General features: G+C 64.1%; 24 protein-coding genes. 16 read left to right on the forward strand and 8 right to left on the reverse strand.

What is annotated here, in order from left to right; genetic code table 11:
- Positions 1-135: 135 nt before the first annotated feature.
- Positions 136-603, forward strand: a complete 468-nt coding sequence (locus VGE27_RS03245) for a DinB family protein (protein WP_331048197.1) — start codon at positions 136-138, stop codon at positions 601-603.
- Positions 604-900: 297 nt separating this feature from the next.
- Here VGE27_RS03245 and VGE27_RS03250 read toward each other — a convergent pair whose 3' ends face one another.
- On the reverse strand, positions 901-1,836 hold the full coding sequence (locus tag VGE27_RS03250; protein WP_331048198.1) for an alpha/beta hydrolase family protein: 936 nt from the start codon (positions 1,834-1,836) through the stop codon (positions 901-903).
- A gap of 60 nt (positions 1,837-1,896) precedes the next feature.
- On the reverse strand, positions 1,897-2,355 hold the full coding sequence (locus tag VGE27_RS03255; protein WP_331048199.1) for an SRPBCC domain-containing protein: 459 nt from the start codon (positions 2,353-2,355) through the stop codon (positions 1,897-1,899).
- Positions 2,356-2,513: 158 nt separating this feature from the next.
- On the opposite strand from VGE27_RS03255, the gene VGE27_RS03260 reads away from it, so the two are divergent.
- The gene (locus VGE27_RS03260; RefSeq protein WP_331048200.1) at positions 2,514-2,717 is read left to right on the forward strand and encodes a hypothetical protein; all 204 of its coding nucleotides are present in this window, start codon (positions 2,514-2,516) and stop codon (positions 2,715-2,717) included.
- A gap of 31 nt (positions 2,718-2,748) precedes the next feature.
- Here the strand turns inward: VGE27_RS03260 and VGE27_RS03265 are convergent, their stop codons facing one another.
- Positions 2,749-4,152: a M20/M25/M40 family metallo-hydrolase gene (locus VGE27_RS03265; protein WP_331048201.1), complete on the reverse strand. Its 1,404-nt coding sequence runs from the start codon at positions 4,150-4,152 to the stop codon at positions 2,749-2,751.
- Positions 4,153-4,466: 314 nt separating this feature from the next.
- On the opposite strand from VGE27_RS03265, the gene VGE27_RS03270 reads away from it, so the two are divergent.
- The 5 genes from VGE27_RS03270 to VGE27_RS03290 all read left to right on the forward strand — a co-directional run bounded on the left by VGE27_RS03270 (position 4,467) and on the right by VGE27_RS03290 (position 10,579).
- Positions 4,467-5,309: a transporter substrate-binding domain-containing protein gene (locus VGE27_RS03270; RefSeq protein ID WP_331048202.1), complete on the forward strand. Its 843-nt coding sequence runs from the start codon at positions 4,467-4,469 to the stop codon at positions 5,307-5,309.
- Between the two features lie 5 nt (positions 5,310-5,314).
- Positions 5,315-7,564, forward strand: coding sequence for a PAS domain-containing hybrid sensor histidine kinase/response regulator (locus VGE27_RS03275; RefSeq protein WP_331048203.1), 2,250 nt, complete (start codon positions 5,315-5,317; stop codon positions 7,562-7,564).
- A 79-nt stretch (positions 7,565-7,643) separates the two neighbouring features.
- The gene (locus VGE27_RS03280) at positions 7,644-9,542 is read left to right on the forward strand and encodes a CocE/NonD family hydrolase (protein ID WP_331048204.1); all 1,899 of its coding nucleotides are present in this window, start codon (positions 7,644-7,646) and stop codon (positions 9,540-9,542) included.
- Complete coding sequence (locus VGE27_RS03285; protein WP_331048205.1) at positions 9,539-9,922, forward strand: DUF1801 domain-containing protein; 384 nt, start codon at positions 9,539-9,541, stop codon at positions 9,920-9,922. The genes VGE27_RS03280 and VGE27_RS03285 overlap by 4 nt, the downstream gene beginning before the upstream one ends.
- A 48-nt stretch (positions 9,923-9,970) precedes the next feature.
- On the forward strand, positions 9,971-10,579 hold the full coding sequence (locus VGE27_RS03290; protein WP_331048206.1) for an SIS domain-containing protein: 609 nt from the start codon (positions 9,971-9,973) through the stop codon (positions 10,577-10,579).
- 16 nt (positions 10,580-10,595) lie between these two features.
- Here VGE27_RS03290 and VGE27_RS03295 read toward each other — a convergent pair whose 3' ends face one another.
- Together VGE27_RS03295 and VGE27_RS03300 are read right to left on the reverse strand one after the other, a co-directional pair.
- Positions 10,596-10,940 (reverse strand): metalloregulator ArsR/SmtB family transcription factor, encoded by a 345-nt coding sequence (locus tag VGE27_RS03295; protein ID WP_331048207.1) that lies wholly within the window; start codon positions 10,938-10,940, stop codon positions 10,596-10,598.
- Positions 10,924-11,442: an SRPBCC family protein gene (locus tag VGE27_RS03300; protein WP_331048208.1), complete on the reverse strand. Its 519-nt coding sequence runs from the start codon at positions 11,440-11,442 to the stop codon at positions 10,924-10,926. The genes VGE27_RS03295 and VGE27_RS03300 overlap by 17 nt, the downstream gene beginning before the upstream one ends.
- 131 nt (positions 11,443-11,573) lie before the next feature.
- On the opposite strand from VGE27_RS03300, the gene VGE27_RS03305 reads away from it, so the two are divergent.
- The 6 genes from VGE27_RS03305 to aqpZ all read left to right on the forward strand — a co-directional run bounded on the left by VGE27_RS03305 (position 11,574) and on the right by aqpZ (position 16,028).
- Positions 11,574-12,110, forward strand: coding sequence for a molybdopterin-dependent oxidoreductase (locus VGE27_RS03305; RefSeq protein ID WP_331048209.1), 537 nt, complete (start codon positions 11,574-11,576; stop codon positions 12,108-12,110).
- Positions 12,111-12,114: 4 nt separating this feature from the next.
- A complete protein-coding gene (locus tag VGE27_RS03310) occupies positions 12,115-13,323 on the forward strand; it encodes an MbnH family di-heme enzyme (RefSeq protein ID WP_331048210.1) in 1,209 nt (402 codons plus the stop codon).
- 78 nt (positions 13,324-13,401) lie between these two features.
- Positions 13,402-13,782, forward strand: a complete 381-nt coding sequence (locus VGE27_RS03315; protein WP_331048211.1) for a hypothetical protein — start codon at positions 13,402-13,404, stop codon at positions 13,780-13,782.
- Between the two features lie 163 nt (positions 13,783-13,945).
- Entirely contained in the window at positions 13,946-14,599 is a 654-nt protein-coding gene (locus tag VGE27_RS03320; RefSeq protein ID WP_331048212.1) for a hypothetical protein, read from the forward strand.
- 57 nt (positions 14,600-14,656) lie between these two features.
- Positions 14,657-15,298, forward strand: a complete 642-nt coding sequence (locus VGE27_RS03325; RefSeq protein WP_331048213.1) for a hypothetical protein — start codon at positions 14,657-14,659, stop codon at positions 15,296-15,298.
- Between the two features lie 40 nt (positions 15,299-15,338).
- Positions 15,339-16,028, forward strand: coding sequence for an aquaporin Z (gene aqpZ / locus VGE27_RS03330; protein WP_331048214.1), 690 nt, complete (start codon positions 15,339-15,341; stop codon positions 16,026-16,028).
- A 7-nt stretch (positions 16,029-16,035) separates the two neighbouring features.
- Here the strand turns inward: aqpZ and VGE27_RS03335 are convergent, their stop codons facing one another.
- Positions 16,036-16,836: a DUF2306 domain-containing protein gene (locus VGE27_RS03335; RefSeq protein ID WP_331048215.1), complete on the reverse strand. Its 801-nt coding sequence runs from the start codon at positions 16,834-16,836 to the stop codon at positions 16,036-16,038.
- A gap of 140 nt (positions 16,837-16,976) precedes the next feature.
- Here VGE27_RS03335 and VGE27_RS03340 point away from each other — a divergent pair, with 140 nt between their 5' ends.
- A complete protein-coding gene (locus tag VGE27_RS03340; RefSeq protein WP_331048216.1) occupies positions 16,977-18,080 on the forward strand; it encodes an AraC family transcriptional regulator in 1,104 nt (367 codons plus the stop codon).
- On the opposite strand, the gene VGE27_RS03345 is transcribed toward VGE27_RS03340, so the two are convergent.
- Positions 17,992-19,035 carry an AraC family transcriptional regulator gene (locus VGE27_RS03345; RefSeq protein ID WP_331048217.1) on the reverse strand — a complete coding sequence of 348 codons (1,044 nt, stop codon included), beginning with the start codon at positions 19,033-19,035 and terminating at the stop codon, positions 17,992-17,994. The genes VGE27_RS03340 and VGE27_RS03345 overlap by 89 nt on opposite strands.
- Before the next feature lie 84 nt (positions 19,036-19,119).
- Here VGE27_RS03345 and VGE27_RS03350 point away from each other — a divergent pair, with 84 nt between their 5' ends.
- Positions 19,120-19,647 carry a DoxX family protein gene (locus tag VGE27_RS03350; protein WP_331048218.1) on the forward strand — a complete coding sequence of 176 codons (528 nt, stop codon included), beginning with the start codon at positions 19,120-19,122 and terminating at the stop codon, positions 19,645-19,647.
- A gap of 58 nt (positions 19,648-19,705) precedes the next feature.
- On the opposite strand, the gene VGE27_RS03355 is transcribed toward VGE27_RS03350, so the two are convergent.
- Positions 19,706-20,782: an alpha/beta hydrolase gene (locus VGE27_RS03355; RefSeq protein WP_331048219.1), complete on the reverse strand. Its 1,077-nt coding sequence runs from the start codon at positions 20,780-20,782 to the stop codon at positions 19,706-19,708.
- A gap of 92 nt (positions 20,783-20,874) precedes the next feature.
- Here VGE27_RS03355 and VGE27_RS03360 point away from each other — a divergent pair.
- A partial coding sequence (locus VGE27_RS03360) for a hypothetical protein (protein ID WP_331048220.1) occupies positions 20,875-21,292 on the forward strand: 418 nt, incomplete at its 3' end.

Raw genomic sequence — 21,292 nt, forward strand, 5'->3', positions numbered from 1 at the left:
CGATCAGGCGGCTTGACGAAGGCGGAGGGCGGCCCGCCTTGCGGGGGTCGTCCCAGGGCCCTAATATCGGCAGACCGAAAAAATACCGAAGCCCGGAACTTCGGTGTTCGCGCCCTTCCGCCCAAGGAGTCAGCCATGCCCACAGCCGTTCTCACCCCCGCCGAGTTGCTTGCGCACTGGCAGGGGCTGCGCCGCGTCACCCGGCGTGTCATCGAAGCGTTTCCCGAGGATCAGCTCTACACCTTTTCGATTGGCGGCATGCGGCCGTTCGCGGTACTGACGGCCGAGATGCTGGCCATCGGGGTGCCCATGGCCAAGCAGATTGTCACTGGTGAAGTGACGCAGTTCGAGGAGAAGGCACCGGCCACCAAAGCGGAGTTGCTGGCCAAGTGGGACGAAGCCACGACGGAGCTGGATGCCCTGTACAACCAGATCGCCCCTGAACGTTTCGGCGAGACGATCACGCTGTTCGGCCAGTACACCGGTACGGTGTGGAGCCAGTTCTTCTACGCCATCGACAATGAGAATCATCATCGCGGGCAAGGCTATGTGTACCTGCGCGCGCTCGGCATCGAGCCGCCGCCGTTCTGGGATCGGCAGTAGCACCTGATCCGCACATTCGAACGCCGTCCCATGCGCCAGGAATCGCGTGGGGCGGCGTTCTCTATTGATTTCCCTTCGTTCCTTTGATGTCCTGCAGTTTTCGCGCGCAGCGCCTGCAGGAACCCTTCCATTCCGCCGCATTCCCTTGTTATCCCGAACAGTCGCGCACACGGCGAGGTCCATGAAGGGATATAAGGGTTCCTGCAGGCGCTGCGCGCGAAAACAGCAGGAAGGGAAGGGATTGAAAGGCGAGTGGCTTCGGGCAATTGTCCTGGTGATTGTCTTTGCCGATGACTTTTAGGGGCGTGTGCCGATCTGTTTGGCCAGCCACGCGTGCCGCGACTGCGAGGCGGTGGAGGGCAGTCCATGCCCGGAGTCGTACCACTCCACGGTGGTGTGCTGGGGCAACGCGCGATGCAGGGCTTCGGCGTCTTCGGTGGATACGTACTGGTCGCGACGCCCGTTCTGTACGAGCAGGGCGGGTGTGCGAATCTGATTCGCAAACCGAATGGGTTCGATGGGGCGCATGGCGGCCAGCCAGCGCGCCTGCGCGGTTGCAGGCAATTCGGCGAGTGGACGAGCGGGTGATCCATCGCGGTTGGTCATATGGTCCACCATGCCGCCGTCGGGCACGAACAGGATGCCCGCAGCAATGCGATCTTCGACGCTCAGAAACAGTGTGCCCATCGCGCCGCCATAGCTGCCACCCACATAGGCGATGCGCTTCGGGTCGACATCGGATCGCTGGCGCAGCAGGTCCACGGCGCGACGCAGGTCATGAATGAGCTGCACCTGATCGACGCTGTCCTGCACGGTGAACGATGGCAATGATCCGCGACGGGCCCACGGCGCATCAATGGAGAGCACGATGGCCCCGCGTCGCGCATGGCTGTAGCCCACCGCGCGCATTGCTTGTTCGGCGTTGCCGGGAAGGCCATGCAGGAGAAGTACCGCAGGGTGAGGACCTGCGGTGTTGGGTACGGCAATCACACCGGAGGCGCGGTCTCCGCCGCGGCTGGCATAGCTGATCCGCTGCATGGTGATGCCTGTGTCCAGCGATGCAACGGGCTCCGTGACAATGGCCAGCGGTGCGGCGCTGTCGTGCCGGAAAAGTGCTCGCGGGTCATGGCGAACCTGTTCGGGCCCTGTCGCGTGTGCGCGGGACGTGGCGCCCAGCAACGTACAGCTCAGCGCGCCCAGCATCAGCCCGAGTGTCTTGCGACGTGTGCTCATGTGTCATCCGACACACGAACCGCACAATTGGTGCACTCGACGCTGAGCGCGAGGGCGTCGTCAGTTCCAGTTGTCGATCTTGAGGTCGTCCGGTGATGGGCGGCCTGTTCCGGATTCGACATAAGCGCGCAGGCTGAGCAGGAAGGTCGCCCACTTCATGCTGCAATGGGCCATGAACTCCACTTCTTCCCGCCAGCGGCGGTGCCCGAAACGCACGATGGTGAAGTCGCCTTCCTCGGCCAACGCAAATTCGATATCGGTACCCACCCACTCATCAGGCCCGGCGACCACATGCCACCGCACCAGCTGGTCTCCATCGAGTGCCGTGACGTTCACATCGAAACGACCGAGCTCAACGCCCTCAGCATTCTCGAAGCGAAACGTGATGGCCCCGCCAACACGGGCGTCACCGCTCGTGTTGCGGGTCCACCAACCCGCCACTCCATCAACCGTGGCCAGCGCGGCGTACACGCGCGTGATCGGCGCCTTGATGCCTATGCGATGAACGATATCGGGCACAGCGGGACCTCGAACGGTTGAGTGGGGCGCGCGTACGTGCCTGATCCTAGTGTGCAAGCCGGGATCGCGCGATATTGGCCACGCTGCAGGAATCAATTGGTGTGACGAACGGCGCATTGCGCGAGTTGCTGCAATGAGTGCCCCACACGGAGAATGTCATGCTCGATGCTCGGGTGCGCACGACGCTGTTGGACTATCAGGCTGGCCGCTGCGACCTCGAGACCGCAGCGCAGACCCTGCTCACCGTACGTCGGGAGCAGGGGTGTCTCACGCTGATGGAAGCGCCCGATTCACCATCGGCTCAACGCGCTCTGGTCGCCCGCTACAGGGAGCTGGTGCGTCTGGAGTTCGGGGAATCCTGAAGGTTGGGAGCGGTCCTGCTTTTCGCCGGTATCACCGCGGCAATCCCTGCTCGAGATCGGCCACGATGTACGCCATGATAGCCATCGCGGCCACGCAGCGCTGCACTTCCTTCGGGTCGAGCTTGTCGGGCGTATCGGCGTCGGTGTGGTGAAACCAGAAATACCGGCTGCCATCCACCTCGAGCCCCATGCCCGGCACACCGGTCTGCATGATCGGACCGATGTCCGCGCCACCACCGGTCGGTCCGATGCGGCCTGCGCCGATCGGCGTCAGCAGCGTGCCCACCGCTTCCACCAGCTTGCGCGCCTCCGCCGATCCGGTGAAACCAAAGCCGAGCGGTGAGAACACACCGCCATCGCTTTCAATGGCGAGTTGGTGCACTTCGCTCTGGTGGGCATCACGATAGGCTTGCCCACCGCGGCCGCCATTTTCTTCGTTGGTCCAGCCCACCACGCGAATGGTGCGGCGCGGCGTGAGCCCCAGCTTCTTGAGCAGGCGGATGGCTTCCCATGCGGCCACTACACCACCCGCATCGTCCATCGCACCCTGACCCACGTCCCACGAATCGATGTGCCCGCCCATCACCACGATCTCCGCAGGCTTTTCACGCCCCTTGAGCTCACCAATGACGTTGTGGCTTACGGCATCGGGCAACATGCGCGCACTCATCTTGAGCGTCACGCGCACCTTCTCGCCGCGCGCAATCATGCGACGCATCATCATCGCGTCTTCTGCGGTCACGCTGGCGTGCGGAATCTTCGTGACGGTGCTGTCGTAGCTCATGTTGCCAGTGTGCGGCGTGCGCATACTGTACGGGCCCGCCGATCGTGCGAGACTGGCCACTGCGCCAACCTTTGCGGCAGCCACCGCACCTTGCCGACGGAACGCGCCATTGTAGCCGTAGTCGCGCCACTCCGCGTCGTACAACACGATCTTACCCTTGGCTTCAGCGGCGCGCTGCGTGAGTTCCTCGAACGAGGCCACCACCATCACCTCGGCCGTGATGCCCGCGGCCGGCGTGGCAATGCTGCCGCCCAGGCCCAACATGGGCAGCAACTGGCGGCGTGGTGCGACCAGTTCGAGGGACTCCGTACCGCGCACCCAGTGCGGTACCATCACGCGTTCCTTGCGCACATTGTCCAGTGCATCGGCCTTCATCGTGGTGACGGTCCAGTCGATGGCCTGCTCCAGCGCCTGTGAACCGGAGAACCGATGACCGAATCGGTCACTCAGTTCCGCAATGCGATTCCAGGCGCCCGCGCTGTCGGCTTGGGCCGCGGCGATGATGCGATTGGCGACATCACGGTACTTCGCCGGGATCGCGTCCGCGGACTGTGCTGAGCCAAGGGCCGGGAACGCCGCCGAGGCCAGCGCCAGGCATGAGAGGTGCATGCGCACGGCGAGTCTGAACAGAGCCTGGAAGGACCGGGTCATGGGCGTGACGATGTGGAGGAATCGGGGGGACGGTCACCGGACGTGAAGCCGACGCTTACACAATTGTAAAGCGCTGGGCCTTTTCAGGGGCCAGTCGTGCGTGGAGTGTCCAGAGCGGGCTGCCGATCCTGTAGAAGAGTTGAAGTGCTGCCGGCGCAGGAATGCCCGCAAGGCGGGTGAGACATTGCTCATGGCGGGCGATGAGGTGCGCGGCAGCCATTGGATACGGATGTTGGACGGGTACGGTCGCGATGGCAAAATCCAGGAAAGCCCTACGACTGCGGCGGCGTGTCGATCATGTCACGCCACTGCTGATGCTGACGCTGCTCGCGCTGATCATGGCGATGGTGGCGGGGCCGAAGGTCTACATAGAGTCACAGGATCAATCCCTCGACCATGCACGGAACGAGGGGGGACTGCGCATTGGCTATGCCGTGGAGGCGCCATATGCCTTCGTCGATGAGGAGGGCGAGGTCACCGGTGTGGAGCCCGCGATCGCACGCGAAGTGGCACGGCGTCTGGGCATTCCATCCGTACACTGGCGCCTCGTGCGATTCGGTGCGCTGGTCGACGGCCTGCTGGCCGGAGACTACGATGTGGCGGCCGCCGGGTGGTTCGTGACGAAAGAGCGCGCACAGCGGATCGCATTCTCGCACTCCACCCTGCGTGTGCAGTCGGCGCTGCTGACGTCGGCCGGAAACCCGGAGCGACTGCACTCCTACGATGCCTTTGCCAAACGCCCGTCGTTGCGTGTCGCCGTACTGGGCAATTCCGTCGAAGCGGACGCGCTGCTCAAGATTGTGCGCGACAAGGCTCGCGTGGTGGTGGTGCCCGACGCCGCAGCCGGGGCCGCCATGGTACGCACCGGCACGGTGAATGCGCTCGCGCTGTCGTTGCCCACCGTACGCTGGTTCGCGGCGCTGCATCCCGATGACTTCAGTTGGGCGGCGATGGATTCGTCGGCCATCGACCAGCGGGCCACGGATGAAACGGCCTTTGCCTTCCGTCCCGAAGACCGTGCGCTTCGCGAAGCGTGGGATGTGGAGCTCACACGGTTCATCGGGTCCAAGGAACATCAGCAACTGCTCGAACGTTTTGGCGTGGGGAATCTCGACAGGACGAGACGCGCGACAGCCCGGGTAGACTCGTTGCCGTGACCGCCATGCGTCGCCCCCTGCGGATGCGTGCAGTGCATGGCCCGCAGCGCCCCTTTTGGTGGGGGTGTTTTGCCGTGCTGGCTTCGGTGAGCCTTTGCATCGGCGTCCTGTGGCTGCATGTGTTGCAGACGCGAGTGGTCACCCGGTCCGAGACGATCCTCAGCTCCGTCCGGGAGGCGCGCGCCGATCTGTCGCAGGGGTTTCTGCATGTGATGCTCGCCGACAGTACAGGCATTCCGTTTCAGCGCGAGCAGGGATTGGCGTTGCTGCATCAGGCGGTGGAGGCACTGCGCCGTCCACTGACTGGGAAGGAGCGTGCGAGTGGATCCGGAGAAGCGACTGCTCCCATGGCGGCTCTCGATCGGCAGGCGCGGTCTTTCCTTGTCCAGCTCAGTATGTGGGACAAGGCCACCGGGGCGGAACGCGGAAAATTCGAAGGGCGGATCCGTGAGGCGTTCCATGAACTCGAGCTGATGGCCGAAGAGTTGGATCGTGGGCAACGCATGCAACTGGCAGCGGCATCCCAGCAGCTCGATCGCCGCTTTGATGTCGCCGTCGTAGTGGCCGCCATGCTGAGCATCGTGCTGTACGTGGGCGTCGTGACGTCGCACCGTCATCAACTGCAGACGGCGCGCGCGCTCGACGAAAACGTGAACGAGCACCTGCGCATGGAAGGCGCGGTGCAGAGTGCCGAGCAGCGATTCCGGGAGCTGGCCGAGGCGATCGAGGAAGTCTTCTGGATGACCGACGTGGCCAAGCAGCAGATGTTGTATGTGAGTCCGGCCTATGAACGCATCTGGGGACGCTCGCAGGCTGATCTCTATGCGGCGCCGGAGTCGTGGGTGGAGCACATCCATGCGGATGATCGCGAGCGGGTGATGCAGGCGGCGCGTGAGCAGCAGGTGGCGGGCACGTACGACGAGACCTACCGTATCGTGCGGGCCGATGGTGCCATCCGATGGATTCGTGATCGGGCGTTTCCGGTTGCTGGTCCAGATGGCACGGTAGAGCGTGTCGTGGGCACCGCGCAGGACGTGACCGAACAGCGCATTCTGGAGGACCAGTTCCGCCAGGCACAGAAGATGGAGGCCGTGGGCCAGCTCGCGGGTGGCGTGGCCCACGACTTCAACAATATTCTCGCGGCCATGATCATCCAGGTGGAGCTGGCGCTCACCACCGATGGCGCGCCTGAAGAGGTCCGTCGAGATCTGGTGGAGATCGGGCAGTCGGTGGACCGCGCCAAGTCGCTCACCCGGCAACTGCTGGCATTCAGCCGTCGGCAGATGATGCGCGTGGAGGATGTCGATCTCAATCAGGTCGTGAAGGGCTTCTCCGGTCTGCTCGATCGCTTGCTTGGTGAAACCGTGGCGCTCACGGTGGAGTTGGCGCCGGGTTCATTGGTGGCCACTGCGGACGTCGGCATGCTCGAGCAAATACTGATGAACCTCGCCGTAAACGCCAAGGATGCGATGCCGCGCGGTGGAACGCTCGTCATCCGCACGTTCACGCGAGATGTGAGCGAAACCGAGCCCGGTGCTCGCGGGGGGGGCGAAAGGGTGACACATGTCGGTTTCAGTGTGACAGACACCGGAACGGGCATTGCACCCGATCATCTCTCGCGGATCTTCGAGCCGTTCTTCACCACCAAGCCGGTGGGTGAGGGCACGGGGCTGGGCCTCGCATCGGTGTTCGGCATTGTCAGCCAGCATCACGGCGTGGTGGAGGTGCAGAGCGCTCTGGGCCAGGGCACCACGTTCACCGTGTCGCTGCCGATGTCTGGTCGGACAGCCTCCGAGCAGGCGGAGGCTACGCCGGCTCGTGAGGTATTCCGGGCGCACGAGACGATCCTGGTGGCTGAAGACGACCCGAGCGTCCGGTCGCTGCTGCAGCTCGTGCTGGAGCAGCAGGGCTATCAGGTGCTGGTGGCAATGAACGGCGCCGAGGCACTGGATGTGGTGCGCCGCCACTGTGGACCGATCCACCTGCTGCTGTCCGATATCGTCATGCCGGGTGCCATCGATGGGTTCGAGCTGTGTCAGGAATTGCGCACCCTGCATCCGGGGATGCGACGGCTGTTCATGAGCGGGTATGGCAGCGAGATCGGCGCGCAGATGCTGGCTCTCGAAGCGGGCGAAGAGGTGCTCACCAAGCCGTTCACCACCGCCGAGCTGCTCGAGGCTCTGCGTGCGGAGCTCGATGGCGTGGGGGCGCGTGGGACGGTGAACGGAATCCGCCGGCTGGCACATTCCTCCTGAAAGGGATGGCCGGCGCACCCGCATCGGATCGCGTCGGGGGTGCCTGTTGCGGCGCTGCGGGTCGTGGCAGCTTCACTGCATGACTGGATTCCCACGCACCCTTCTGGCCGCCGCGATGCTGGCGGTGGCCATCGTTCGGCCCGCTGCTGCGCAGCCCATCGACTCCGTCTGGATCAAGGCGAACTATCGCAAGGTCGAGGCGCGCGTGCCCATGCGCGACGGCGTGAAACTGCTCACGTCGATGTACATCCCGCGCGACACGGCCGGGAAGCGCTTTCCGTTCCTGATGACGCGCACGCCGTACAGCGCGCAGCCCTACGGTGAGGCCATTCGCGCGACGCTTGGCCCGAGCAGCAATCCGCGGTTCGCGCGCGATGGGTACGTGTTCATCGTGCAGGACGTGCGCGGGCGCTACATGTCGGAAGGCAACTTCACCAGCATGACGCCGCACAACCCGTCCAAGAAGCCGGGTGAGGTGGACGAAAGCACCGACACGTACGACACCATCGAGTGGTTGCTCAAGAACGTCACGCCGAACAACGGGCGTGTGGGCATCTACGGCGGTTCGTGGCCCGGCTTCTACGCCACGGCCAGCTGCATCGATGCCCATCCGGCGCTGGTGGCCTGCTCACCGCAGGCGCCGATGACCGACGTCTGGATGGGTGATGACAACTTCCACAATGGCGCGTTTCTGCTGGCGCACAACTTCACGTTCTTCTACCGCTTCGGGCGTCCCGATGGCAGCCCGCCGGGCGTGGAACGCGGCAGCCGTCTGAGCATTGGCCCCGATGCCTATCAGTACTACCTGAACCTCGGTCCTGTAGGGCCTGCTGCCCGTCGCATCATGCCCCGCGACTCGGCGCCGGTGTGGTACGAGTTCGTACCGCACGTGACGTACGACGAATACAACAAGGCCCGCGACATCAGCCGCTTCGTGAAGAACATGAAGCCGGCCATGCTGGTGGTGGGCGGTTTGTTCGACACGGAAGACCTGCAGGGTCCGTGGCGCACCTGGCGCGGTATCGAAAAGCTTTCGCCGGGCAACAATGCCCGCATCATCGTCGGACCGTGGTCACACGGTGGATGGGGCCGAGGTGACGCGAACAGCCTCGGGGCGCAGCGCTTCGGAACGGCCTCACTGGGTGTGTATTTCCGCGACTCCGTGGAGTTCCCGTTCTTCCTGCATCACCTCAAGGGCGGTCCCGACCCCAAGCTCGCCGAAGCAACGGTATTCGAGACAGGACGTAATGTGTGGCGGCACTACGAGCAGTTCCCGCCAGCCGATGCCACACCCCGCGCGCTGTACTTCCATGCGGGTGGCAAGCTGTCGTTTGCGGCTCCGACGGCCGCTACCGGCGCGGCGGCGTATGACAGCTACGTGAGCGATCCGATGAAGCCGGTCCCCACGATGGATCGCATCGAAGGACAGGGCATGCCGCGTGACTATATCGTGGCCGATCAGCGCTATGCGTCGCGTCGCCCTGATGTGCTGACGTACGTGAGTGATGTGCTCGAAGAAGACATCACCATCGCCGGTCCGATCGTGCCCAAGCTGCATGTGGCCACCAGCGGTACCGATGCCGACTTCATGGTGAAGCTCATCGACGTGCAGCCGGCCGACGCGCGGAACCTGCCCGATGATGAGCAGGGCTTCGTGCGTGCCGGTGCGCAGTTCCTGATTCGCGGCGAGCCGTTCCGGGCCCGCTATCGCCGCAGCTGGGAGAAGCCGATTCCGTTCACGCCCAATGTGCCGGATTCGCTGGCGTTCGAGATGCCCGACGTGAATCACACCTTCCTCAAGGGGCACCGCATCATGGTGCAGGTGCAGAGCACCTGGTTCCCGTTCATCGATCGCAATCCGCAGACTTTCGTGAAGGACATTTTCGAGGCCAAGCCATCCGACTACAAGGCAGCTACCATGCGCGTATACCACGTGCCGGCCAAGGCGTCGCGCATCGAAGTGCGGACACTGCGATGAGCCAGTCCGCCGATCAGCTGCTGCAGGAGCTCAGGCATCCGCATGATGATGTGATTCGTGCGGTGCGTGGTGTCATCCTGTCAGCGGACAAGTCGGTGAAAGAGGGCGTGAAGTGGAACGCGCCCAGCTATTACACATCGGAGCACTTCGCGACCTTTCATCTGCGGGGCAAATCCGGTGTGCAGCTCGTGTTACACCTCGGAGTCAAAGCGCGCCCGGACGCGGACATGCCATCACACGTGTCCGATCCGGGCAAGCTCCTGACCTGGAAGGGCGCCGATCGGGCGCTGCTGCACTTTGCCGACGTCGCGCAGGTCGAGCGTGATCGAACTGCGGTTCTCGCCATCCTGAAGCAATGGCTGCTTCATGTGGCAGTCTGACACACGCGCGCCATACCTGTTGGGCATCACCCGTCTCCCGTGTCATCCATGACTGATATCCGTCGCGACATTGTCACCGGCGCGCTCGCCGAAAGCGCTTCCGCCCTGGACGCACTGCGCCGCAACACCGCCACCCTTGATGCCATCGTCGCGGCTGGTGCGCTGCTCGCTGAAACGCTGAGCGGCCGCGGGCGTGTCTACTCCTGCGGCAACGGCGGCTCGATGAGTGATGCCATGCACTTCGCCGAAGAGCTGTCAGGGCGCTACCGAAAGAACCGGCGCGCATTGGCGGCACAGGCCATCAGCGATGTGGGGCACCTGAGCTGCGTCGCCAATGACTTTGGCTACGAGCAGGTCTTTGCGCGCTATGTGGAAGCCCACGGACAGGCGGGAGACGTGCTCGTGGCCATCAGCACCAGTGGCACCAGCCCGAATGTTCTGCGCGCTGCCGAAGTGGCGCGCGCCCGTGGTATGCGGGTGATCGCGTTCACCGGCCGCTCCGACACGCCACTTGGCGCGTTGGGCGATATCGAGATCTGCACGCCGGCTGGTCGGTACGCCGATCGGGTGCAGGAGCTGCACATCAAGGTCATTCATATTCTGCTCGAACTGGTGGAGCAGGCGTTGTTCCCGGAGCTATCCGACTCACCGGCGTGATTCCCGGCTCACTCGCTTACGGTTCTTCTACCAGACGCCGCAGTCGGGTGATGGCGCGATCCCAGCCGGCCGAGATGCCATCGAGGAACGTGCGGGCTTCGTCGAGACGACGTGCCTCGAGGGCGTACAGTACCTCGCGACCACGACGCTGATGCGACACCAGGCCTGCGCGTTCGAGAATGCGCAGGTGTTTCACGATGGCCTGGCGTGTCACGATCGCATCGTCGGCCAGCATCGTGGCGGAGAGTGCCCCGCGGGCGCGCAACGTGCGCACGACCGAGAGTCGGTGTCGATCTCCCAGCGCGAAGAACAGGTCTTCGACGTCGCCGTCTGTTGATCCCGACCTACTGGTCTTCGACATGCCGCGCGAGGTTCTCGGCCTGCCCCGCCCAACCGGCGTGATTCATCATGAACGCGCGTTCGCGGCGATGGGCCGGCACGTCGTCGAACCCCGATTCAATGATGGTGAGCTGTGTGCCGTCCCCATCCGGTTCGAGCAGGAACTCCACCAGCGTCGTGGGCTCCGTGGTGGGGTCGACACTGGCATCGATGCCGAATGGAATCCACCGGAAGGCGAAGCGATGTTCGGGCTCCATGGCAATGACCGTGCAGAACACCGTGGGTCCGTCGGGAATCGTGACCGGCGATGGCGTGAGTCCCATGCTCTCCTGGAACTCCATCACGCCGTCCGCGCTCAGGCGTTCATCGAAGGCGCCCGTCACGGGCTGCCCCACCACGAATGGCCCGGTGAGGTGCACGCCAAACCACGCGCTGAACTCCCGGTGATCCGTGATGGCACGCCAAACCCGGTTTACTGGGGCCGCGAGCTGTACCCTCTTCTTGATGCGATCCAGTCCCGCCATGAAGTCTCCGCCGCATGTATCTGAGATATAAGTGCAACCTTAAGGTTGCATGATATTTCGCAGGAGCCCGGTGCACAACCGGCTTCGCAGTGCGCGATATTCAGGAGTCCTCTACCTCCTTCCGGCAGATCATGGTCCGTCTCAGGACGTCCCGATTCACGTTCGCCGCTGCGATGCCGCTCGCCTTTGTTGGCACCGCGTGCGCGCTGGCGGCCCCAGCCGCCGCGCAACAGTCGGTGCGCGCCGAGCCCACCGTGCAGGTGACGGGCGCCGTGACGCAGTCGCTCACGCTCAAGGCCTCGGATCTTGCGGCCATGCCGCGTGCGTCTGTGCGCACGGAGAGCAATGGCATCGTCACCACCTATGAGGGCGTGTGGGTGGCGGAGGTGCTGAAGAAGGCCGGTGCGCCGCTGGGCAATGCGCTGCGCGGGGCGGCGTTGTCGACCTACGTGGTCGCCATGGCCTCGGACGGCTACCAGGTGGTGTTCTCGCTGGGTGAGCTCGATCCGGAGATGTCGGGCGGGCAGTTCCTGCTGGCCGATCGCGCCAACGGCGAGTCGCTGTTCGGCGAGACCGGTGCGTTTCGCCTGGTGGTGCCGACCGACAAGCGTGGCGCGCGCTCGGTGCGCATGCTGTCGAGTCTCCAGGTGGTCACGGTCCGCAAGTAGCCACATGCGCCGCGGCCTGACGACACTGTCCGCGCTCGTGTTCACGCTGGGCGCGGTGTGTGTGGCCTCGGCGTTGAGGTGGCTCGATCGGCCAGTGGCAACCGTTGCCAGTGTCGCCCCGGGACGTGCGAGCGCGAAGCCGGAGCCGTATGTGTGGGACATCCCGGCGCCGTTCCCGCGTCCCCCGGTGCCGGCCGACAATCCGATGACGGCGGCCAAGGTGCTGCTGGGCCGTCATCTGTTCTACGATGCGCGTTTGTCCGGCAACGGTCGCCTCACTTGCGCAGCGTGCCACACCCCGTCGCTCGGGTTTGCCGATGGGCGCGAGCAGGCGATTGGATCCACTGGTGATGTGCACCCGCGCAGCAGCATGACCCTCACCAACGTGGCGTACAATCCGGCCTACAACTGGGCCGATCCCACCACCACCACGCTCGAGGCGCAGGTGCTGGTGCCGCTCTTTGGCACGTCGCCTGTCGAAATGGGACATGCGGCCGACGGCGCCGAGCTGCTGCAGCGCCTCAAGACCGACCCGCGCTATCGCCCGCTGTTCACCGACGCTTTCCCGGACGACACCGCAGCGATCAGCGTGCGCAATGTGGCGCGTGCACTGGCATCGTTTCAGCGCACGCTCATCTCGGTGCGTTCTCCGTATGATCGCTATCGCTATGGCGGAGATCGCAACGCCATCTCGGATGCGGCGAAGCGCGGTGAGGTGATCTTCTTCTCCGGCCAGCGTGGTGGGTGTTTCCAGTGCCACGGAGGATGGAACTTCAGCGGCGGCATTCGCCACGAAAGGGACACGCTCACGCAGGCGGCGTTCTTCAATACCGGTTTGTACAACCTGCCGGGCGGAACATCGTATCCATCACCCAACACCGGTCTGCATGTGCATACAGGCCTTCCGGGTGATGTGGGGCGGTTTCGTGCCCCCACGCTGCGCAATATTGCGGAAACGGCGCCCTACATGCACGACGGCAGCCTGGCGACGCTCGAGGACGTGATCGATCACTATGCCGCTGGTGGTCGAACGATCGCGCAGGGTCCGCGAGCCGGAGTGGGCCACGACAATCCGAACAAGGCGCCAGCGGTGCACGGCTTCGAACTTCGTGGTACCGACCGCGCAGATCTGGTGGCGTTCCTGCAGTCGCTCACCGATTCGACGTTCCTGGGCAATCGAGCGTTTTCGGATCCGTGGCGTGGGCGCCGATAGGCCGGCATGAGGCCGTGCTGGCGGGGACGCGATTGTACGCGAAGACTCTTTGACGTTTCCTTTTTCATTGAATGAGCTATGGCACAAACGAAACGATGGCATTGGCTGCTGATCGGCGCAGGCGCTGCAGCCCTGACGGGATGTGGCTGTGATGCGGTGGGCTATCCTGGCATCGAGATGACGTTCATCAACGCCACGACGTCTCGTCCTGTGGCTCTGGGTGGAGCGATGATCCGCGTTACGCAGAATGGCATCGAAAAACCCATGCAGCCTCGGCCCATCTCGGACTCTTCCTCCACGTACTTTGGATGCTGTGGAGGAGGACAGTGGCGGGTGCGACTCGAGCACGCGGGATACCAGCCCTTCGATACGACCGTGCGGGTTCGCACCGAAGGGCGCTGCGACCGGCCGATCCTGCAGCGCGTGCGCGCACGCATCTTTCCCACCACCACGACCTGACGTCGCCGGACAGCTCGATGAGGTGTCCGGCATCGATCCGCTCGGGGCCGTGCGGTACCAACTGTTGCGCAGGAAATACGGAAGATCGAGCAGCTGAAGCGCGCGTAAGGCTTACTGAAAGCGTTGATGTCCGACGTGGTCGCTCAATCAGTGAATATTGCTCATGGCATTCGATCGAAAGTTCAGGGGTCGTTGGGTGTGGATGTCCCTGCTGGCCGCAGCACTGTGGTCGCATGGAACCGTTGCGCGCGCGCAGACGGTGATTGCGCGAGGTTTTCTGCTCGACAACACCAGCAACGAAGACGTCGCTGGCGTGGTGTGGGGGGCCCGACTGATGCTGCGTGGTCCGATCGTAAATTCACCCGTGCTACTCCGCATCAGCGTCGATCGCGCCATGGGGAACACGGATCGTGTGCGGCGACCGTGTTCCCCGATGCAGCCGGTATGGTGCGGCGCCAACGCCCCCAGTTCCCGCACCGCCGTATTGGTCGGCGGAGCAGGATTGAGTGTTCCTGTTGTGGGAGACCCGCGCACGACGCGCACCTCGGTGAGTGTCATTGGTGACGTCCAGGTCGGTGAGCTTCACCTGCTGCTCACTGATACCGACGGCACGGTGGCCAGCATGTTCGAGCGCGTCAAGGGCGGAGCCGCTGGAGTGTCCATGGCGTGGAAGCCGAAGGTGACATCCCCGCTCAGTATCGAGGCCGAAGTCATGCTGGGCGGGCTCAACATGCGGGACGCCGGTAATGTGCATGGGTACAATCCGAAAGGCTTCAACTTCCGCCGCTACGGCATCAGCCTCACCTGGCTGCCCTGAGTTTCTCGTACACGCCACTGGTATGATGCCACTGTTCTTCCTCTCCAGTCGCTACTCGTGAAACGATTCGCTTGTTTGGTTGGCGTCGCACTGGTGTGTACGACGGGCTCTGTGGCAGATCGCGACCTGCACGCCCAGACCGTGGCGGTCCGCGCCATCGCCGTCAACAATCACAATCGCAACACACCGGACAATCTTCTCGGCGGCGCTGTGCAGGTGCGTGGTCAGCTTGGTCAATCCGGCATCTGGCTCCGCGCTGGAGTCGATCACGCGGGTGGGCGCAAAGAGATGCTCACCTCCACCTGTCAGGGGCTGGTGCCGCCTGGGATGGACTGCGGAGCGGAAGACGCGGTGTCTCGAAGTGGCTTCTGGATGTGGAGCCTCGGATTGGGTGTGCCACTGCTTCGCCGTGAACGCGTCAGTGTGCTCGCGAGTGGCGGTGTGGATGTCGCGGAGCTCGCCGTCCGTATTCACGGACAGAGGACACAACGGTTGCTGAAGGGCACGGACCCGCTGCTGGGAGGATCGGGCGGAGTCACCGCAACCTGGACTCCCAAATCGGGATGGCCCCTCGCGATCGAGGCTGAGGTGATGCTTGGCGCAGTCGGCCAGTTCCCCGGTACGGGTGCCACGGACACCTTCGAGCCCGGCAAAGTCGACTTCCGTCGTTACAGCCTCGGTCTTGCCTGGCGCCCCTGAGGAGGCATCTTCTCCGCCAACCCCTCCACGGAGATCGGGCATGAAGCAGTACGGCGCAGAATTTCTCGGAACGTTCTGGCTGGTGCTTGGTGGCTGTGGGAGTGCGGTGCTGGCGGCCGCGTTCCCGAATGTCGGTATTGGTTTGCTGGGTGTGTCGTTTGCGTTTGGACTCACGGTGCTCACGATGGCCTTTGCCATCGGACACATCTCCGGGTGCCATCTCAATCCCGCGGTATCGGTGGGATTGTGTGTGGCCGGACGTTTCCCAGCAGCCAAGTTGGTCCCCTACATCGTGGCGCAGGTATTGGGTGCCATCGCGGCGGGCGGCGTGTTGTACGTGATCGCGAGTGGCAATCCGGCCTTCGATGTGAGCAGCGGATTCGCGTCGAATGGTTTTGCGGAACACTCACCCGGTGGCTACTCCATGGTGGCCGCGCTGGTGACCGAGGTGGTGATGACCATGTTCTTTCTGCTCATCATCCTCGGAGCCACCGACAAGCGTGCGCCTGCCGGGTTTGCACCGATCGCGATCGGTCTGGGCCTTACCCTCATCCATCTGGTGAGCATCCCCGTCACCAACACGTCGGTGAACCCGGCGCGCAGCACCGGTGTGGCGGTGTTCGTCGGTGGATGGGCCGTCGCACAACTGTGGCTGTTCTGGGTGGCGCCCATCATTGGCGGAGCGATTGGCGCCGTCGTGTACAAGGCGATCGGCGACGAGTCGGCCTGACGATCAGCTACATCCTCGGCCACCACAGAATCATGGTGGCCGTGCCAATGCCGGCTGCAGTGGCCATCGTGCAGAGGATCAGCACGGTGGCCATTGCCATGTGAACGGCGGCACGTTGATGCGCGCGGGCTCGGAGGTATCCCTCGAGTATCAGCAAAGGCAGCAGGAATTGGGCAAAGGCCAGTGCGATGAGAAAAGGCCCGGTGAATGTGTCGGGATCGAACCCCACCGGACGGCCGTGAATGACCAGCCATAGCGTCAGGCCAATGCGAAAGAACCACACGCCGTTGGTGGCGAGGTAGAGTCGCAGCGCCCAGCGCCGGTGCGTGTCGATGTCGCGCGCTCGGGCGGCTCGCACAGCCATGACGACGCAGAACAGGATCACCAGCGCGTTGCTGGTCACTCCCAGATGATTGAAGGCGTCGCCGGCTGCTCCCCCGCGTACCCAGACGAGATACAGTCCGCCGAGTGCCAGGAGAGACGCCAGCGTGGCGTAGATACGGCCGCACCAGCGGTGCACCTGCGGCGCGCGCCGACGGATGACAGGCAGCAGCTGCACACCGCTCAGCGTGATCATGAGCACCGCCATCAGCAGGTGCGTGGCGATGACGGTATTGCCCACCGAATCACCTGGCACGTGTCCGCGCGGCATGAATGTGTCGAGTGCCTCTGCAAACCGGCCGGCCATCAAGCCGCCGCCGTACAGCATCGTGATATACAAGGCAAAAAACAGCTGGCCGGTCACGGCCACGATCGTCCAGGCCACTGCTGAACGGGTCAGCCAACGGATCGAAGTTGTATAGGTCATGGGCGCAGTGTGGGATCGGCTGCCCAGTGGCGCGATGATCGCCGGACCCAACGGCATGATCCGCTGCCTCAGACGCGGCGATTTGTGGGTGAATCCCGGCGACCTTCCGCGCCGTTGTGAGAAGACCTCTCCCGCCTCCCATGATTCTTCTGTCTGCACGATCGCCCGCTCTGCCCTCCGCGCTCACGGCCGCCACGATGTCGGTGGGATACACGGAGGGCTTTCTCGACTATGCGGTGGAGCGCGGCTGTCCGCGCAGGGCGTTGCTGCGTGCGGCGGGACTCGATGCCGAGTGGTTCACCGGGGTCGGTCACGCCGATCGCCGTGTGCCGTTGGCCTGTCATCTCGCACTGGTGCGGCAAGCGGCCCTGCTCGTCAACGATCCCGCCATCGCCCTGCATTGGGGCGCTGCCGTGGCCTGCGCGCAGATCTCCGTGGTGGGCGCAGTGGGCAGTGCGTCGGGAACGGTGGCCGATGCCTTTCAGCAGCTCAATCGCTACGCTCGCTTGTCGTTCGATTTTGGTGAGGCATCAGGAGTCGACCGATATGGCTTTGAGCGCACACCGGACGGTATCTGGATGTTCGATACCCGGCCGCATGTGGACGCGACGATCGAACTCACGGAAGCGACGTTTGCACGGTTCGCGGTGGGAATGCGCACGCGCGCCAGCCATCAGGTGCTGCGCGCCGTGTCATTGACCTACGCACCGCCATCACATGCCGCGGTCTATGCTGACGTGTTCGGCGTGTCCGTGCGGTTCGGGGCGTCTCGCAATGCATTGCTGCTCGATCCGGCCTGGTGGGAGCATACGCTGTCCCCGACTCCACGCACGACGTATCGCATCCTCACGACACATGCCGATGAACAGTTGGCGGCGTTGCAGCGGACACAGGGTTGCCGGGGGCGCGTCGAAGACGTGTTGCGCGCCCGATTGCCCGAAGGGCAGGTCAGCATGCCCATGGTCGCCTCGGCGCTGGCCATGAGCCGGCAGACCTTGCTACGCAATCTACAGGCCGAGGGCACCACGTTTGCGCAGGTGGTGGCGGAACTGCGCGAATCGCTGGCGCGACACTACCTCGCGGAGCGCGGCGCGACGGTGCAGCAAACCGCTGCGCTGCTGGGGTTCTCGGAGCCCGCCGCCTTTTCGCGTGCGTTCAAGCGTTGGACGGGACAGAGTCCGCGTGTAATCGCTGACGGTGCGCGCGCCGATACGCACCGGGCCCCTGTCCCTGCACGCGCGTGAACGCTTTCATGAACGCCGCCGCATTGCCATAGCCCACGCGTTCGGCAATCGCCGGCACGCTGTCGTTGCGGTCGCGCAGCCACTCCGCAGCCTGCGTCATGCGCCAGCGCGTGAGATACTGCAACGGCGATTCGCCAACCAGTTCTGCAAATCGCGCGGCAAACGCGGAACGGGATTGACCCACGGCATGCGCCAGTGTGGCCACCGTCCATGCATCGGCAGGACGGGCGTGCATGAGACGCAGCGCAGCGCCAATGTGCGGATCGGCCAGAGCACACAGGCCCTGTGCGTGCTGTGTGTGATCGACCGCTGCCGCGTTGGCATCGTGTGTGCGATGCGTGTGTACCCGCAGCGCCTGCACCAGCAGAATCTCCGCCAATCGTGTGGACAACAACGCGCCACCCGGCGCCGGGTTCGCACTCTCGGCGAGGATGAGCTGAATGGTGGCGGCAAGCGCCGCGCTCATGTCCGCATCGCCAGCTGCGACATGCAGAATCGGCGGCAGTGTCTCGAGCAGAATGCCACGGCCTTCGGCGCCAAACCGGAAGGCGCCGGCCACAAACGTGGATACGGTACCGCCGCCGCCCATGCGAATGGTTTCCATGGTGGTCGGGCGTGGGCAGCTGTTGGCGCCTACCTGATGTTCCACCGCCACTGACCGTTCAGCGTCTCGCAGCACGTGATGGCCGCCGTGCGGGAGCAGCACAACATCGCCCGCCGACAGGGCCACTGGGGGCACGCCGGCGTCGGTCAACTCCAGCCAGGCCCCGCCGCGGGCGATGAGATAGAAGGCGAAATAGTCGTCGCCCGGCACGCGCATGGCCCAGGGCGCCGATGCCTCGAAACGCCCAAACACCTCGGCTGACAGGCGCACGGCACGCAAAATGTCCGAAACGACATCCGATGCGTCCACATTGGATGGACGATTGGACGTATAATGCGGCTCATTGGTCATAGATGATCCTACAGGAACGCGTACTGTTGGAGCAAGGGCATGGCGCACGGGGCGCCGCCCGTCCCCTTTGCATTGCGTACTTCCATGTCGACCTACGATCAGCCCGCCACCGTGGCCTTGGGCCTTCTCACACTGCGCCTCGTGCTGGGGCTCTACATGGCCGCCCATGGCGCCCAGAAACTGTTCGGCTGGTTTGGTGGTTACGGCCTGGGGCCCACCGGGCAGTTTTTCACGCAGCTCGGCTATCGCCAGGGCAAGTTCTTTGCGTTTCTGGCGGCGTTCACCGAGGTCGTGAGCGGACTGCTGGTGGCGGTGGGGCTGCTTGGGCCGGTGGGGCCTGCGCTCATGGTCTCCGTGATGATCGTCGCGGCGGTGACCGTGCACTGGAAGGGCGGTCTGTTTTCGGCAAACAATGGCATCGAAGTGAACATGCTCTTCGCTGCCGGCGCCGTGCTGCTCGCCCTGGTTGGTTATGGGCGCTACGCGCTGGACGCGGTCCTCGGTGTGGACCTCTACTTCACGCCGGCCATTGTATTGGGCGCCCTGGCCGTGGGTGCGCTGGGAGGCATTGCCAATCTGCTCATTCGTCGGCCACCGGCCGCGGCGAACTGAGTGATCCATCGTGATACATCGGGGATCCGGATGTCCGCCGGATCCCCGAGGGTGTCAGTTACTTGGGGAAGATCACCGGAAGTACGACATCGGTGGTGAACACGCACCGATCATTGTGCCCGCACTCCGAGACGATGATGGCCTTGTGCTTCGCGCCCAGCGTCTCGTTGACGTACTTGAAGAACGCTTCGCCGCGTGCGCGTCGCGTGGGGCCCTGCGCCATCGCGTTCGGTGAGGAATCAAAACCACCCAGCGGCAGCACGTCGACCTGGCCGAGCAGGTAGGTGACGGGACGCGCGACGAGTTGCTTGACGAGTTGCGCGGTGTCCATGCCGGCCGAATAGCCGACGAGGTTTTCGAGGCCGGCGGGCCAGCGATTGAAGTTGGGCGCCTTCGTCGCATCGGCCGCACCGAACGTGAAGTTGCTGTGCACTTCCTCGCCGTCCTTCCCCAACGCTGCCTTGTCGGCATCCACCGGATTGGCGTGGCCCGTGGGGAGGGGACGCACCGCAGACGGCCACGCGTAGCTCGACGGGTTCGCCACCACGTACGAGAGCTCCACGCCCGGCGTGTCGTGGACCTTGTTCACCATGCCGTAGCGCGTGGCGAGCTGACCACCCGCCGAATGCCCGGCAATGACGATCTTCGTGAGCTTGGGAAAGTTCTTCTTGTTGGAGAGCCTCTTCACCATTTCATCCACGAAGTCGAACGACGAAATCGTGGGATTGTTGGGTGAAAACCCACCGGCGCGCCACGATGTACCGCCCTCCGGCCACATCACTTCATTGGCCGATGGCTTGTCCTGTCCGGCAATGAAGCGCGGCGCGATGATGATGGTGTTGTCGAGCGCACCCGCCAGAAAACCCGCGGCGGTGGACGTCTCGAAGTAGTGATCGGCGTTGCGCCCGGCGCCGTGCACCATGACGAGGGCACGGGTGAGGTTCGGATTGGCGGCGTCGAGGGAGTACGTCGCGTATACCATCGAGCGCGCGGGGCCCTTGCCGAACGTGATCCACCGCTCGCAGGCGGATTCGACGCGAGTGCAGGGCGATGATTTCGCCTGAGCTTCTGCGGCGATGGGGGCGCTGAGGGCCGTGAGCAGGCCCACGATGGCGGCCGATGAGGTGATGCGCATGGGAGGGAGAGGGAAGGAAAGTGTGAGGGACCCGTCCACTCGCCATACGCAGGCTGCCGTGACGGTGTTGTCAGCGGTGCATATCTTGCGGTATGCCTACACTCGCTGATCCGGCGACCCGCGCGACCATGATAGAGCGTATCACGAAGCTCGCGCCAGACGACAAACCGTTGTGGGGGCGCATGAGTGCGCCGCAGATGCTCGCGCACTGCAGCGATGCGTTGCGCATGGCGTATGGTGACCTGACGTGTGAACCGAAACGAGTCCCGATGGTGCGACTCGGGATTGTGAAGTGGCTCGTGCTCAACGTGTTGCCGTTTCCCAAGAGCGCTCCAACGGCCAGAGAGCTGCTTGCGCGCGCCCCGGCACAGTGGAGCCATGAACGCGAGAACCTCAGTCAGCTCGTGCATCGCTATGCCAGCGAATCCACGCGAGCGACCTGGCCGTCGCACCCGCTGTTCGGTTCACTCACTGGCGCACAGTGGGGACAGCTCGGCTGGAAGCATCTCG

Source organism: Gemmatimonas sp. (assembly GCF_036405635.1).
Taxonomy (GTDB): domain Bacteria; phylum Gemmatimonadota; class Gemmatimonadetes; order Gemmatimonadales; family Gemmatimonadaceae; genus Gemmatimonas.